Consider the following 13,955-nt stretch of genomic DNA (forward strand, 5'->3'; position numbering starts at 1 on the left):
GATGCTTTTCTATTTTAAATCTTAAATCGGTGGACTAACTTTTGTAAGGTTTCAGCCATTCCTGATAGGTCTTGAGCACTAGCGGTTACTTCTTGGAGAGTAGCAACGTTTTCTTCGGTCCCGGCTGCTACTTCTCTTGTTGTTGCAACGCTTTCTTCTGCGATTTCTTTAACCTCGCCAATTGCTTGCACGACATTTGTACTATGCATACTAAGTAGTTCGATGGCACATGAAACGTCTGATACCTTTTCAATCACATCTCCCATTGACTCTCCAATAAGAGCAAACGCTTTCTTTGCATCCTGACTATATTCAAACCCTTCAGACACTTTGTGAGACTGTTCTTCCATTGCAGAAACAGCTAGGTCCGTTTCAGATTGGATATAAGAAATCATCTTTGTAATTTGATCAGCTGATTTTTTGGATTCCTCTGCGAGCTTTCTTACTTCGTCTGCAACTACAGCAAAACCCTTGCCATGTTCGCCTGCTCTCGCCGCTTCGATTGCTGCATTTAGTGCTAGCAAATTCGTTTGATCTGCAACGGTGGTAATCATATTTAGGATAGAAGTAATTTCATTCGAGCGTCTCCCTAACTGACGAATAATTTGTGAAGCATTCAAAACTCCATTGTTTTTGACATCTTTAAATTTCCTAAAGTTGACGGTATTGCCTGTCCAGAATTAGTCGATTATAATGTCCGTATATAATTCGAAACATTTCGACATTTATTTTGGGGAAAGGAAAAGACGTCCCCCATAATGTATAACTGCGCCAACAGTTATACAGGAGACGTCCCACAAAAAAAGTATATGATTATTGTATCAGATTATCAGCTGATTGAAAACATACTTACTGGAGTTTTTAGTTAGGGGTGCGGGGAGGATTCCTTCCCCATGCTGCGGGAAAGACATGTTGGTTAGAGGTACAAAGAATCGAAAAGCCAAGGATCATACAGGTCAGAGTAAGACATATAACATCCGAAGATTGCAGTGCACCAATTGTCAGACCATTCATCATGAACTTCCAGATTTATTGATTCCTTATAAACGCTATGAGGCTGAATGTATCGAAGACGTTCTTACGAACCCGTCCACCCACATTGTTCCCGCCGATGATTCCACTCTTTCGAGATGGTACGGCTGGTTTCATCAATTTGTGGATTATTGGATAGGCTGTTTGAATTCCATCATGATCAGAACCAACCAAGGAAATATCCCCCTGGATGTCACGTCCAAATGTTCAGGGACCGCACTTCAAAGGATAGGACGCTTGGCAGGAGATGCCAATGGATGGCTAACAAGAATTGTCCGGCCCATCGTAAATATTAATTTATGGATACACACCCGTTCTGCATTCATTGTCCAATAACACCTGATTTACACTCGTGATAGACACAGAGAGGAGAGTGTATCATGAGGGAACATAAGAAATCAGAGGAATTGGCAGTGCAGCGTTTTCAGCTGATATCCCCTTTATTGGCAGAGGGGCTTGACGCTGGGAAGGTAAAGGAATTAAGAGACCAAATAGTGAAGGCCAGCGGTCTTTCAGAAAGAACCATCAGGCGATATTTGGCTCAATTTCAGGAAGATGGGTTTGGGGGACTAAAGCCACAAGGAAGAAAAGGTGCTCGTAAGTCTGAAGCTATCCCTCCTCATTTATTGGAACAGGCAATCCTTCTGCGTAAGGAAGTGCCAAGCCGGAGCGTAGCACAAATCATACAGATACTCGAGTGGGAAGGGTTGGCTGAGCCAGGACAGATCAAAAGGTCAACGCTCCAGGAAAAGCTCACTGAAAAAGGTTACAGCACACGGCATATGCGACTTTATTCCCAGACAGGAGTAGCTGCCAGGAGATTTCAGAAGCGACATCGCAACCAACTATGGCAATCAGATATCAAGTATGGCCCTTACCTGCCGATTGGTCCCAATGGAATGAAGAAACAAGTGTATCTTGTCGCCTTTATCGACGACGCAACCAGGTTTGTGCTTCATGCAGCTTTCTACCCTACATTGGATTCAAGGATCATTGAGGATTCCTTCCGTCAGGCCATCCAGAAGTATGGTGTTCCAGAGGCTGTCTATTTTGATAATGGAAAGCAATATCGAACCAAATGGATGTCGCGTACCTGCTCAAAAATAGGCACCCGCCTTACTTACACACGGCCGTACTCAGCTGAATCAAAAGGGAAAATTGAACGCTTCAATAGAATCATAGATTCATTCATCAGTGAGGCTGTCATCGAAAAACCCAATACACTTGATCGTCTGAATGAGCTTTTCCAAGTGTGGCTGACAGAGTGTTATCAGAATAAGCCTCATTCTGCACTTGGGGAGAAAATTAGCCCGGAAACGGCATTTCGTTCAGATAAGAAAGCGATTCGGTTCATCGATCCGGATACGTTGAGTAATGCATTTCTCCATTGTGAAACGAGAAAAGTCGATAAATCAGGATGTATCAGCTTCATGGATCAAAAATATGAGGTGGGCCTGGCATTCATTGGACGACAGGTTGAGGTTGTTTATGACCCTGCGAATATCAAGGAGCTGACCATTGAGTTCGAGGATCATACTCCTTGGAAGGCCAAAAAGCTTGTCATAGGGGAAAGAGCTGGGAAGCGTCCTGCATTACCTGAGCACCTACAGGTGCAGGATGTAGAATCTTCAAGACTATTAAAGGCAGCTGAACGAAAGAACCAAAAACGTCAAACTGAACAGAAACCTGCCGTGACCTTCCGTGCCGTTTGGAAGGAGGATGATTCTCGTGTTTGAAGCCTTCTATGAAATGGATAACACCCCTTTCGCCAGAGATCTTCCGACTGATCAATTGTATGATTCCTCCATGATGCAAGAAATCCTTGGAAGGCTGAAGTACACAGCTGAAAGACAGCTTTTTGCCGTTTTGAGTGGGGATAGTGGTACTGGAAAGACCACGACCATCCGTAAGTTTGTGGACAAATTGGATAAAGGGAAATTCCATATCCTTTACCTGTCCGACTCTAAATTAACACCTCGTCATTTTTACAAAGGTCTTTTGGAACAGTTAGGCTCCGAAGCGAAGTTTTATCGAGGAGATGCAAAACGGCAGCTTCATCGTGAGATTGAATTAATGAAAGGCATACGAGGGCTACAACCTGTGGTGGTAGTGGACGAAGCCCATCTTCTGGACCGGGAAATGCTTGAAGAGGTTCGTTTCTTACTGAACTTCAAAATGGATTCGCAAAGTCCGATGGCACTCATTCTCGTCGGTCAAAGTGAATTGTGGGATCGTCTTCGACTCCAATCCTACGCAGCGATACGCCAAAGAATCGATATCCAATTCCAGTTAGGACATCTCGATCGTGCCCAGGTTGAGGAATATGTTTCTAGGCATCTTCGTTATGCTGGAGTTGATCAACCAATTTTCTCTGACGGGGCGCTCGACGAAATCCATCGGTTTTCTGGTGGTGCCGCAAGGCTGATAAATAAACTCTGCACACATAGTCTACTCTATGGCTCACAAAATGGCCGAAGGATCATTGACGACCATATGATCAAGCAAGTCATACAGGGTGAGCTTTCATGAAAAGTCGCTGGAAAGAAATGAATTACAATGAAGAGTTGGATTGTTGGGTCGTGTTTTGGGGAGACAATTCTGGTTATAAGATGAGATGTGGTGAATGGTTTGATCTACATCTGGGAAGTGGGAAGACTCTTTCCTGCCGCTTGGAATTGGGCAGAGACTGGTATATCCTTACGGGTCGAAATGATGTTAGGTTCTACCTTAAGAAAAATGAGACGTATCAAGTTGATTTGTAAATCATTAGGGAAGCATGTGAACTGCTTCCCTTTCATTTTTGGACAGTGAATCCGTCAGTTTTAGGACAATCAACACCGTCAAGTTCTGGACATTGGAGAACGTCATTAACACTCCATCATTGATAAGGTTCATTTGGTTAACAACTTTTTCGATAGATAATGCTCCTTGATCAGTAACATTAAACGTGTTATCGGCTGTGACGAGCATTTTTTCACTACTTTTTGTAATTAAGTTTATATTGCTAGACATCTCTTCAATTAATGAGTGAATTTGGGTTAAATGTTGCAGTTGCATATCCATACCCTCTGAGTTTTGTTCAACAATATGAGAAATTGTTTCACTTGCTTGAGTACTATCCTGCGCACTTGTACTTAGTTGTTCACTACTCGCTGCAACTTGAGCTGATGAATCTCTCACTTGCACTACTACTTCTCTTAGTCCTGAAACCATTAAGTTCACAGACTGTATCATGGCTCCAATTTCATCTTTATTTTTCACTTGAATTTCATCAATAGAAAGATCCCCACTCGCTACCTTCTCAATGGCCTTAGATGCATGAACAATTGGTTTTGCAATCTGTAGGCTAATAATCATCGCTAGTGCTAATGCCACAAGAATCGCAGCAGCACTTATAACAATCATTATTGTAACGATTCCATCTATTTTTTTTGTAGTCAAACCACTCGCATGTTCTAAATGTTTTTCCTGAATAGATAGAAGTTCATTTACTTTTGCATTAAACTGCATGCCTAACGTTTGTGCAGTTGATTTTGCTAGGATTAAATACCCTAGTTCATCGTTGTCTTTTTTCATTTGTATTTGGTCTTGAGCAAACTTCGAATCATTTTTTGACATTTCCTCAAGAGCAGTTAATGTAGTTAATAACTCCTTATCAGTGATGGTTGTTTTTAACTTTTTCATAGAGTTATCAAAGCTTTTTACTGCCTCATTGTATTCTGTAAGATAATCAGCTTCTCCTGTGAGTAGGAAGCTCCTAACGGCTGCTGATTTTCTAATCATTTGTTCTTGAAGATTTTTCACTTCTAACTTTTGACCTACTTCTTCTTTTAAGAATGATTGATACGTATTGTTTACTGAATAAAGTTGAAAAATTCCAGCACTTGCTACAACTACTAACATAATTAAAACAATTACAAAACTACCTATAATTTTTTTTCGAACAGTGATATTCATGATTGCTCCCCCATTTATAGGATATACTTTATACCTATATTAACAATAGTCCTTTTGTAATGGAAGCGTTTTATTTAAAACGAAAAGAAATAGACAAAATCTATTTCTTTTCATAAGGAGCTACTTGATAAAAATAATTTGGCAATTGAGTGCTGTTGTCATATTGTTGGTGAAAAATATGGGTTAATGCGGGAGAAACAGGGGGTATTAACCAAGTCCAATTGCCTGTTAATTTTCGTCTTTTTTCTTTCTCTTTTTCTTCAAACAACTTAAACTGAGCCGCTGCGGTGTGATGGTCAACAATACTAACTCCAGCTTTTTTATAGGAATATAGCACCGCTCGGTTTACTTCAAGTAGCGCTCGATCCTTCCAAAGACTATTATTTCTAGACATATCCAATTTCATATAATCAGCAACTATAGGCAACACATTATATCTGTCTTCATCCGCTAAATTTCTAGCCCCTATTTCCGTTCCCATATACCAACCATTAAATGGGGCAGCCGTGTAATGAATTCCACCAATTTCAAGAAGCATGTCAGCGATCATCGGTACACCATACCATTTTAATCCTAGTTCTTCAAACCACTCATATTCCGGATGTGAAAGATTGACCTCAAGAACGAGGCTCGGAGGAATAGTACACCAATTTGGTTTTTCATTATTTACTTGAACCACTAGAGGTAAAAGGTCATAATTTGTATGCTTCCCCTCCCACCCAAGCTCTTCACACACCTTTGTAAATGGAATAGAATGAGGATCTCCAATCAATCCGTGCTGTGAATCATATCCAGCATATCGTACAAGCTGGTGGTTCCAAATCCGAACAGAATGTTCCTTTGTCTCTTGTTTAAAAATAGATATAGTAGGTCTAATATGACCATTGTTTGTCGCAAATTTGATATGTTCGAAAAGTGCATGAATGATCTCATCTGCTTCATGTAAATGTCGATAATCTTTAACAATCAAAGATTCCCAAAACAAACGTCCTATACATTTATTACTATTTCTCCATGCCATCTTTGCCCCATGAGAAAGTTCTTCATATGTATGTTCATATGTTCCCGTCTTACGAATCGAACTTTTTACTTCTTCCACTCTTGCTAACAAGGTAACAGAATCTTTTTCTAGTTCTAAATAGCAAAGATTGAGAAACTCTTCTGCTTTTTGGAGTAAATCTTCATTCAAAGCTAATCCCTCACGTTTTTTAGTTTACATAATAATATTATCGTATTCTTAAATTTCACCTGGAAATATTTACTTTAATTGGTGCAAAAGCATTGTAAGTAGAGCATCAGAAGTTATCGTTTTAGCCTCTCCACCTCCTTGTGCCTTTTTTTCATTTCCTCCACCCTTTCCATTGATCACTGGTAATATTGATTGAGCAAGGTATTTCATATTTATAGCGGCCTGTTCTCTTTGGCAAACAAATTGTAGTTTCCCATTAATTTCTGAAACGAAAAGTACATTGACTTCAGGATCGTTAGCCAACACATATCGGGCAATGGTTTGTAGTTCTTGGAGGCCCTTATCTTTAAATGTAGTTTGAACGACTCTATGGTTTCCTACTTTTATTGTATCTTTTAATAACTCCAGAGCTTCATATTGAAAAATGGTATCCTGTAAAGACTTAATTTCTTTTTCAAGTGTTTTATTTCTATCAATAAGTCGAATAGCATTAGTCTCTAGTTCATTTTGAGGAGCGTGTAAGAGACTTGTTAACTTTGAGATAACAGTTGTTTTATCATGTATTTGCTTTCGAACACGGTGTCCACAAACAAACTCAATTCTTGTCTTTTTCTTTTGCCGCTCAGTACCCAAGATAGATAGGGCTTGAACTTCACCTGTATTTTGTGGATGTGTACCTCCACAACCGTTATAATCAAATTCAGGAATGATCACCAAGCGAATATTTTCTTCAACTGAAAGTGTTTTCCGTAGAGGATATTGATTTACTTCCTCTTTTGAAACCCATACTGTCTCAATTTTTCTTTGTTCAAGAATGATCTGATTTGTTAATTGCTCGACTTTTTCCAACTCTTGAGAAGAGATATTCTCTACATTGAGATCGATTGTGACTTTTTCTGACCCAAGATGAAAACTAGTTGTCTCATAACCGTATAATTCTACAAATGCGGCTGTGAGTATATGCTGTCCTGCATGCTGCTGCATATGATCAAATCTTCTTTCCCAATCGATAATTCCCTCTACTTTCGAACCAACAGGAATGGAATCATTTATATAATGACGAATTTCCCCATTTACTTCTTCCACATTCGAAACTATTTTTCCGTTAATCGTTCCCGTATCGCATGGCTGTCCTCCACCAGTAGGATAAAAGGCAGTCTCACTTAGAACAATATAATCTTCTTCACTTTTCGTAACAGTTGCTACAAAAGTGGATTGATACACATTTTCATAATATAATTTGTTTGTCATTTTTCTCTAACACTCACTTTCGTTAAGAAATGCTACACCTACTTTATCACAAAAAGAAAAGAGGTAGCTATTTCTACCTCTCTCCTTGTTTTATATACTCACATCACGTTTTTGAAAATAAACAAACGTCGCAATCATAAACACAATATAATATACTGAAAGAATTGATAGGGAACCAGCTAAGGTAATATTTTGCAAAATCTTATCTTGGAAGGCAAACACAGTTAAGTCCAGATGAGGAAAAATAAGAAACTTTGCCCACGTATACTCCTCAGCTAGCATGATAATAAGCCCTCCTAATGTAGATGAGACAAATAGAACAAAAATTCCTATGCCTACTGCTACAGCCTGACTTTTAAAGAGAGTGGATAGCATAAAGGAGATTGTAGTAATCATAAGCAAGCTAGGAAGAAAATAGACTGTTTTTAAGAGAAACTGTGTACCAAGTACGGCCTCTTTTTGCCCGTCTAAGGTATATTCGAAAAATGGTGTATGAAAATCTCCAAACCCAAAAAATAATATTCCTACAATGAAACCTGAGATAAATAATGCTGCCATTAAAATCAATGCGTTAATTATTACTGCCACATACTTTGACAATAAGATTTTCCATCTTTTATGCGGCCTTATTAATAGCTGTTTAATGGTGCCATCTGAAAACTCAGCAGCGACAATCGCACTAGCAACAATCACAGAAAACAAGGTCACCAGTGTTGTTACACCTATAACTACATCGTTCATAAAATGCCAATTGGTTTTTGCAGTTGGATTTATGTTTTCTTCGAGAAATCTTTCATTTTGTTTGATTTGGTCTTTTAGCCATGTGGGATCTTGGTCGGCAGGAATTTGCTCGATTTCTTGTTTATACTGAGCATTCTGTGCTTCTAAATTTTCACGCCAGTTTTCATCTACTTCTCCATTTACTCTTTGATAAATAAATCCACCAATCACCATCGCAACTACTAGTATAGCAATATAAATCCAACTTGCCCGTTTCTCAAAGATTTTTATCATTTCATTTTGAATAAGTCCGATCACATCGATTCCTCCTTCTTTTCTTTATTTGTAATCTCAAGGAAGCGATCTTCAAGTGATGTTTTTATATAAGAAATTTCATACACTTGTAAGTCGTTGGAGACAAACAACTGATTTGCCCTAGCAACTGTCTCCCGATCCATAGATGCATATAAATATCCTCTCTCTACCTTTCTTTCTTCACCCAAATTTTGATTTACTAATAAATTAAAGGCTTGTTCTGTGTTGTTTACCTCAAACATTACCTGTTGTTTTGTTTGATGGCTCATATTATTAGATTCATTCATTCGGGATATATGTGTTAATTTGCCTTTTTCTATTATCGCAAAACGATCACACATCAGTTCCATTTCTGAAAGCAAGTGGGAAGAGACCAATACAGATATCCCTTGATTCACTAATAATCTTAAATAATCACGAAATTCCCTTATACCTTGTGGATCAAGTCCGTTTGTCGGTTCATCAAGAATGAGGATGCTTGGACTATGTAATAAAGCCTGAGCAACTCCGAGTCTTTGTCTCATTCCAAGGGAATATGTTCTTACTTTCTGGTGGATCGCTTGTTCAAGACCGACCAAGCGAATTACCTCATCAAGCCTTTCAGTTGAAACCTCTCTAGTAGCCATTCTCATATAATGCTTTAGGTTTTTCATTCCACTCATATATTTATAGAATTCTGGATTTTCTACAATGGCCCCTATTTCACCCATTGCATCTTTAAATGATTGATCTAGATCATGTCCATTTATGACTACTTTTCCTTCTGTACGATTAATTAAGTGAACGATCATTCGAATGATCGTTGTTTTTCCAGCTCCGTTTGGACCAAGTAAACCAAAGATTTCCCCTTTTTCAATTTGGAAAGTTACGTTTTCAACAATCAGTTTTTTCCCTATTTTCTTTGTAAGGTTGTTAACTTCTAGAGCATATTGAGTCATTTTCACCCTTCTTTCCATCTTTTATATAGCACCTATTTCTATACGATTAAAATTGGATAAAGTTACAAATTATTATTTATTTTCAATTGTTTCCTCATTCACTCTGTTAAAATAATACTAGATGACTGTTTGAGCAATTGAATAAACTACTTCCCGATTACCATTATCTTTTGTATAATTGGAACTTATGGGAACAACAATATGTTTAGAATATTTTTAAAGAGGTTTATTATGAAAATTAGTTCGAAAATCTTTATGGAAAAGCTTTCATCTGTTCAAATTATTGTGTTGTTTTATATCATTGCGGTAGGTATTTCTACTCTTCTTTTACTAATCCCTGTTGCACTAAAACCAGGTGAAGAGCTCTCTTTTGTTGATGCTTTATTTACTGCGGCAAGTGCGGTAAGTGTCACTGGATTATCAACAATAACTATTGCAGAGAAGTTTAGTACTACAGGTATGTTTATATTAACTTTCATCCTCCAATTTGGTGGAATTGGGATTATGACTCTGGGAACATTCATTTGGTTGGTAATGGGAAAAAAAATTGGACTCAGAGAAAGAAAATTAATCATGACAGACCAAAATCAATCGACCTTATCAGGACTTGTACAGCTTATGAGACAGATACTTTTCCTTATTATATTAATTGAAATTATCGGTTCATTGGTTTTAGGTGCTTATTTACTGCGTTACTACCCTGACTGGCCTGAAGCATTATTACACGGATTTTTTATGAGTGTTAGTGCAACAACCAATGGCGGCTTTGATATTACCGGTAAATCCCTTCATCCTTATGCAGGTGATTACTTTGTTCAACTAGTCAATATCATTTTAATTGTGTTAGGGGCTATAGGATTTCCTGTATTAATTGAAGTTAGGCATTTCTTATTTAGGAAAGAAGATACCCTTTTCCGTTTCAGCTTATTTACGAAAATAACATCAACCACTTTTATACTATTAGTAGTGATTGGAACCATACTCATCATCCTTTTTGAATATAACGCATTTTTTGCAGGGAAATCTTGGCATGAATCTTTCTTCTATGCGTTCTTCCAATCCGTATCGTCTCGTAGTGGTGGACTATCAACAATGAACGTGAATGAATTCACTACACCAACGTTACTCATTTTATGTATACTTATGTTTATTGGAGCATCCCCAAGCAGTGTTGGGGGAGGAATACGAACCACTTCATTAGCAATTATGATGCTTAGTATCTTCAGCTATGCCAAGGGAAAAGATACAATTAAAGTATTTAAAAAAGAAATACTGCAGGAAGACATTCTTAAATCCTATATTGTAATAACAACAGCTATAATGATTTGTTCAGCAGCTGTGATCACCATTGCCGTGCTAGAACCATCGATAGGTCTTATGCCAATCCTTTTTGAAGTCTGTTCTGCATTTGGAACCACTGGATTATCTATGGGGATTACTTCCGAATTAAGTGTCGCAAGTAAGCTAGTCATAATTTTGGTCATGTTTATTGGCCGTATAGGTATCTTCTCTTTCCTATTTATCATTCGTGGAAACCCAGTTAAAGAAAAGTTTCATTATCCTAAAGAACGAATTATTATTGGTTAGATATAGTAAAGTAAAAACTCCACTGTTTTGAGCAAAGGAGTTTTTTTTATACTAATGGTGGAGTTTTCTTTTTAATTTCGATTTGCTTGATTTTATTATCATATTTCCTTTATTTTTGACTAAAACAAAATTATTATTAATAAACAAAGACGATGTGATACTTACAATTCCAGGTAGTGTGTGCTAAACTATTATTGTCTTTAGACATGGGACTTCCTCCGTGCTGGTATTTTGGTTGGCGAACCAAAAATATTTTAGCACCATGAGGAAGTTTTTTTAATACCACGCTGAAAGCTTTTTGGAACCCCGGGCCTAGCCCGGGGTTTTCGTTTCCATAAAAAACAGAAGCATGAATATTCATGCTTCTCGTATCTTATACCGGAACACCGACAAAGAACTCATTATAAAGTGCTTTTACAGCATGCTTTTCATCCGCTTCTTTGACACCAAACATCATACTTACTTCAGATGAACCTTGGTTAATCATCTCAATATTCACACCAGCATCGGCAAGAGCCTTCGCAGCTTTTGCTGTTGTTCCAACATTTTGTCTCATGCCTTCACCAACAATCATGATTAAAGCCAAATCGTGCTCAACCTTCACTTCATCTGCATGCAATTCAGTGAGAATTAGGTTTACAATACGTTGTTCTGTTTCGTAATCCATTTGATCCTGACGTAAAATAACAGAAATATCATCAATTCCTGACGGAGTATGCTCGTAGGACATTCCATGTTCTTCTAATATTCTTAATAATCTACTTCCAAAACCGATTTCTCTGTTCATTAAATATTTTCCAACATAAATACTACAGAACCCTTTATCACTTGCAATTCCTGTTACAGGACCATTTTGAACACTACGCTGATGAACAATTAAAGTCCCTGGTGATAGCGGGTTATTCGTGTTTTTTACCTGTACTGGAATTCCTGCCCTAAAAGCTGGAATTAATGCTTCATCGTGAAATACAGAAAATCCAGCGTAAGAAAGTTCTCTCATTTCACGGTAAGTAAGTTCTTTTATTTCTTTTGGGTCTTGAACCAGATTTGGATTTACGGAATAAACAGCATCTACGTCCGTGAAATTTTCATACAGATCTGCTTTTATTCCATTCGCTAAGATCGAGCCTGTAATATCGGAACCACTTCTTGAAAAAGTTACAACATTTCCCGCCTTTGTATATCCGAAAAACCCAGGGAAGATCAAAATCCCATCTTCTTCTCGTAGTTTATATAGATTGTCATAAGATTCCTGTAATACTTGTGCATTTCCTGTCTCATCAGTAACAAACAATCCAGCTTCCTTTGGATTGATGTATTTTGCCTGCACTCCTTTTGATTGAAAGAACTTCGCAACTAATTTTGCATTATTGTCTTCACCAGCCGCTTTAAGAGCCTCCATATAGTGGTCTGGATTGGATTTATCTGCGGATAATAAAGAGTGTAAAGTATTTCTAATCTCTTCTGTAATATCTGATGAGAGATTAAGTTCCTTAACAATACTATCGTAGCGATCGATTATTTCCTCTAATGTAGCACTTGTATCTTCACCATTCAATCCTTGCTCAGCGCAATGGATCAACAAATCTGTCACTTTGATATCATCTGATTTTCTCTTTCCTGGTGCTGATACAACAATTACCTTTCGACTAGGATCAGCTATGACGATTTGAAATACTTTTTGTAACTGCTCTCCATTTGCTAAAGATGATCCTCCGAATTTTGCTACCTTCATGTAAACATCCCCTGATAAATAAAATTTATATTTATTATCGCTTCAAAGGAGTAAAGAATCAAGCATTTTTTCCTCATTAGATGGACAAATGTATTTTTAGAGAGGACAATATGGTTTTTCATGTTTCTCTTCCCTTTGGTGAATGGAAAATGAACTTACGTTTACAATATGTAAAAAGGAGTGAAAGCTATGCACACAAATTTTAGAATCATTCTTTTTAAGTTCATTGCTTGTTTGATTATATTTACTATTGCCTTTGACCTGTTCTTTGAAGCCGGGGTATCTGAAGTCTTGTCATTCAGCATTTTGGTAACCATAGTTTCCTATTTCATAGGAGATAAAATAATCTTACCGAGGGTTGGAAACCGAGCGGCTGTTGTTATCGATTTTTTCACTGTCTATGCGATTGTATGGATTTTTGGAAACATACTTTTACACAGCTATGAACAGATTGCATGGGGAAGTATTATAGCAGCAACATTGATTGGAATTTCTGAAGTGTTTGTACATTTATTTATTTTAGGTCGAGTAAGCGCAGCGACTCCTATGGAAGAAAAAAGACCTCTAAGACCGTCTCAGAAGCTAGCATTTGGGACAGAATTTGCTGAAGAGTCGGATCCTCGAAAGAAAAACTAAAAACGTTACTGCTGTGGAGCAGTAACGTTCCTTCTTTATGTTCAAAAAATGTCATGCATAGTTTTTTTCTGCTAAATGCATCGATAATTTTTTCCTAGCTCTGTGTAACACGGTTTTGACATTGTTTTGATTAAGATGTAATGTTTCAGCAATTTCTTTTTCCTTCATCCCTTCAACTACCTTTAGATGAAGCACAGATTGTTGATTGGCAGTCAGTACACCAAAGGCTTTTGTTATTTCATTATGTAATAACAAAGAACTCACCTCTTCTTCTACATTTTTATGAGATGCGACCTCTTGGTAAGTAATTTCCGTTTCAAGTACTTCATTTCGTCTTTTTTCTTTCCTCACAAAATCAATCGCTGTTCTCGAAGCAATGGAAGATAGCCATGAGCGGAGCTTCGCATCATCAATGACGGTATCTATTTTTCGAAATGCTTTGAAATACGTTTCTTGTACTACGTCCTGTGCTAAATGGTAATCTCTAGTGATACCGAAGGCGATATGAAATAGAAGTTTTTGATGACTATAGCAAATCGTCATCATATCTTCCTTCGATAATTGCTCATTCATGATCACTCCTCCCTTTCCCCGT

At 37.7% G+C, this 13,955-nt stretch carries 14 protein-coding genes and 1 pseudogene; 6 read left to right on the forward strand and 9 right to left on the reverse strand.

Going from position 1 to position 13,955, the window contains the following annotated elements:
- Nucleotides 1–14: 14 nt before the first annotated feature.
- Nucleotides 15–620: a methyl-accepting chemotaxis protein gene (locus MKX65_RS14265; protein ID WP_340904141.1), complete on the reverse strand. Its 606-nt coding sequence runs from the start codon at nt 618–620 to the stop codon at nt 15–17.
- 217 nt (nt 621–837) lie between these two features.
- Between MKX65_RS14265 and MKX65_RS14270 the strand changes: the two genes are divergently transcribed.
- Genes MKX65_RS14270 through MKX65_RS14285 form a run of 4 tightly spaced genes read left to right on the forward strand, consistent with a single transcriptional unit; the run spans nt 838 to nt 3,794 of the window.
- Nucleotides 838–1,368, forward strand: a complete 531-nt coding sequence (locus tag MKX65_RS14270; RefSeq protein ID WP_340902976.1) for a DUF6431 domain-containing protein — start codon at nt 838–840, stop codon at nt 1,366–1,368.
- A gap of 44 nt (nt 1,369–1,412) precedes the next feature.
- On the forward strand, nt 1,413–2,768 hold the full coding sequence (locus MKX65_RS14275; protein ID WP_160549917.1) for a DDE-type integrase/transposase/recombinase: 1,356 nt from the start codon (nt 1,413–1,415) through the stop codon (nt 2,766–2,768).
- Nucleotides 2,761–3,561, forward strand: coding sequence for an AAA family ATPase (locus MKX65_RS14280; protein ID WP_197197386.1), 801 nt, complete (start codon nt 2,761–2,763; stop codon nt 3,559–3,561). Before MKX65_RS14275 ends, MKX65_RS14280 begins: the two co-directional genes overlap by 8 nt.
- Nucleotides 3,558–3,794, forward strand: coding sequence for a DUF5348 domain-containing protein (locus MKX65_RS14285; protein WP_340902974.1), 237 nt, complete (start codon nt 3,558–3,560; stop codon nt 3,792–3,794). The genes MKX65_RS14280 and MKX65_RS14285 overlap by 4 nt, the downstream gene beginning before the upstream one ends.
- A 4-nt stretch (nt 3,795–3,798) precedes the next feature.
- Here MKX65_RS14285 and MKX65_RS14290 read toward each other — a convergent pair whose 3' ends face one another.
- The 5 genes from MKX65_RS14290 to MKX65_RS14310 form a co-directional block, all read right to left on the reverse strand.
- Nucleotides 3,799–4,989 (reverse strand): methyl-accepting chemotaxis protein, encoded by a 1,191-nt coding sequence (locus MKX65_RS14290; protein ID WP_340904143.1) that lies wholly within the window; start codon nt 4,987–4,989, stop codon nt 3,799–3,801.
- A gap of 100 nt (nt 4,990–5,089) precedes the next feature.
- Nucleotides 5,090–6,178, reverse strand: coding sequence for a nitric oxide synthase oxygenase (locus tag MKX65_RS14295; RefSeq protein ID WP_160547014.1), 1,089 nt, complete (start codon nt 6,176–6,178; stop codon nt 5,090–5,092).
- 69 nt (nt 6,179–6,247) lie between these two features.
- Nucleotides 6,248–7,429 (reverse strand): alanyl-tRNA editing protein, encoded by a 1,182-nt coding sequence (locus tag MKX65_RS14300; protein ID WP_340904145.1) that lies wholly within the window; start codon nt 7,427–7,429, stop codon nt 6,248–6,250.
- Nucleotides 7,430–7,519: 90 nt separating this feature from the next.
- On the reverse strand, nt 7,520–8,467 hold the full coding sequence (locus tag MKX65_RS14305) for an ABC transporter permease subunit (protein ID WP_340904146.1): 948 nt from the start codon (nt 8,465–8,467) through the stop codon (nt 7,520–7,522).
- A complete protein-coding gene (locus MKX65_RS14310; RefSeq protein ID WP_340904147.1) occupies nt 8,464–9,402 on the reverse strand; it encodes an ABC transporter ATP-binding protein in 939 nt (312 codons plus the stop codon). The genes MKX65_RS14305 and MKX65_RS14310 overlap by 4 nt, the downstream gene beginning before the upstream one ends.
- Before the next feature lie 231 nt (nt 9,403–9,633).
- On the opposite strand from MKX65_RS14310, the gene MKX65_RS14315 reads away from it, so the two are divergent.
- Complete coding sequence (locus MKX65_RS14315; RefSeq protein WP_160547011.1) at nt 9,634–10,989, forward strand: TrkH family potassium uptake protein; 1,356 nt, start codon at nt 9,634–9,636, stop codon at nt 10,987–10,989.
- Nucleotides 10,990–11,134: 145 nt separating this feature from the next.
- Here MKX65_RS14315 and MKX65_RS27125 read toward each other — a convergent pair.
- A pseudogene (locus MKX65_RS27125) lies at nt 11,135–11,197 on the reverse strand (IS200/IS605 family transposase); the annotation flags it as partial.
- Between the two features lie 165 nt (nt 11,198–11,362).
- Nucleotides 11,363–12,724 carry an aspartate kinase gene (locus MKX65_RS14320; RefSeq protein ID WP_340904148.1) on the reverse strand — a complete coding sequence of 454 codons (1,362 nt, stop codon included), beginning with the start codon at nt 12,722–12,724 and terminating at the stop codon, nt 11,363–11,365.
- Nucleotides 12,725–12,913: 189 nt separating this feature from the next.
- Here MKX65_RS14320 and MKX65_RS14325 point away from each other — a divergent pair, with 189 nt between their 5' ends.
- Nucleotides 12,914–13,360, forward strand: coding sequence for a YndM family protein (locus MKX65_RS14325; protein WP_340904150.1), 447 nt, complete (start codon nt 12,914–12,916; stop codon nt 13,358–13,360).
- A 51-nt stretch (nt 13,361–13,411) separates the two neighbouring features.
- On the opposite strand, the gene MKX65_RS14330 is transcribed toward MKX65_RS14325, so the two are convergent.
- Nucleotides 13,412–13,933, reverse strand: a complete 522-nt coding sequence (locus MKX65_RS14330) for an RNA polymerase sigma factor (protein ID WP_340904152.1) — start codon at nt 13,931–13,933, stop codon at nt 13,412–13,414.
- Between the last annotated feature and the right edge of the window lie 22 nt (nt 13,934–13,955).

The sequence above is a fragment of the Robertmurraya sp. FSL R5-0851 genome (genome assembly GCF_038002965.1).
Taxonomy (GTDB): Bacteria; Bacillota; Bacilli; order Bacillales; family Cytobacillaceae; genus Robertmurraya_A; species Robertmurraya_A beringensis.

What these genes read in the sequence shown, in the direction of transcription:
- MKX65_RS14275 (WP_160549917.1), top strand. Translation starts at nt 1,413, where the DNA reads ATGAGGGAACATAAGAAATCAGAGGAATTGGCAGTGCAGCGTTTTCAG.
- MKX65_RS14285 (WP_340902974.1), top strand. Translation starts at nt 3,558, where the DNA reads ATGAAAAGTCGCTGGAAAGAAATGAATTACAATGAAGAGTTGGATTGT.
- MKX65_RS14290 (WP_340904143.1), bottom strand. Translation starts at nt 4,989, where the DNA reads ATGAATATCACTGTTCGAAAAAAAATTATAGGTAGTTTTGTAATTGTT.
- MKX65_RS14300 (WP_340904145.1), bottom strand. Translation starts at nt 7,429, where the DNA reads ATGACAAACAAATTATATTATGAAAATGTGTATCAATCCACTTTTGTA.
- MKX65_RS14310 (WP_340904147.1), bottom strand. Translation starts at nt 9,402, where the DNA reads ATGACTCAATATGCTCTAGAAGTTAACAACCTTACAAAGAAAATAGGG.
- MKX65_RS14315 (WP_160547011.1), top strand. Translation starts at nt 9,634, where the DNA reads ATGAAAATTAGTTCGAAAATCTTTATGGAAAAGCTTTCATCTGTTCAA.
- MKX65_RS14320 (WP_340904148.1), bottom strand. Translation starts at nt 12,724, where the DNA reads ATGAAGGTAGCAAAATTCGGAGGATCATCTTTAGCAAATGGAGAGCAG.
- MKX65_RS14325 (WP_340904150.1), top strand. Translation starts at nt 12,914, where the DNA reads ATGCACACAAATTTTAGAATCATTCTTTTTAAGTTCATTGCTTGTTTG.
- MKX65_RS14330 (WP_340904152.1), bottom strand. Translation starts at nt 13,933, where the DNA reads ATGAATGAGCAATTATCGAAGGAAGATATGATGACGATTTGCTATAGT.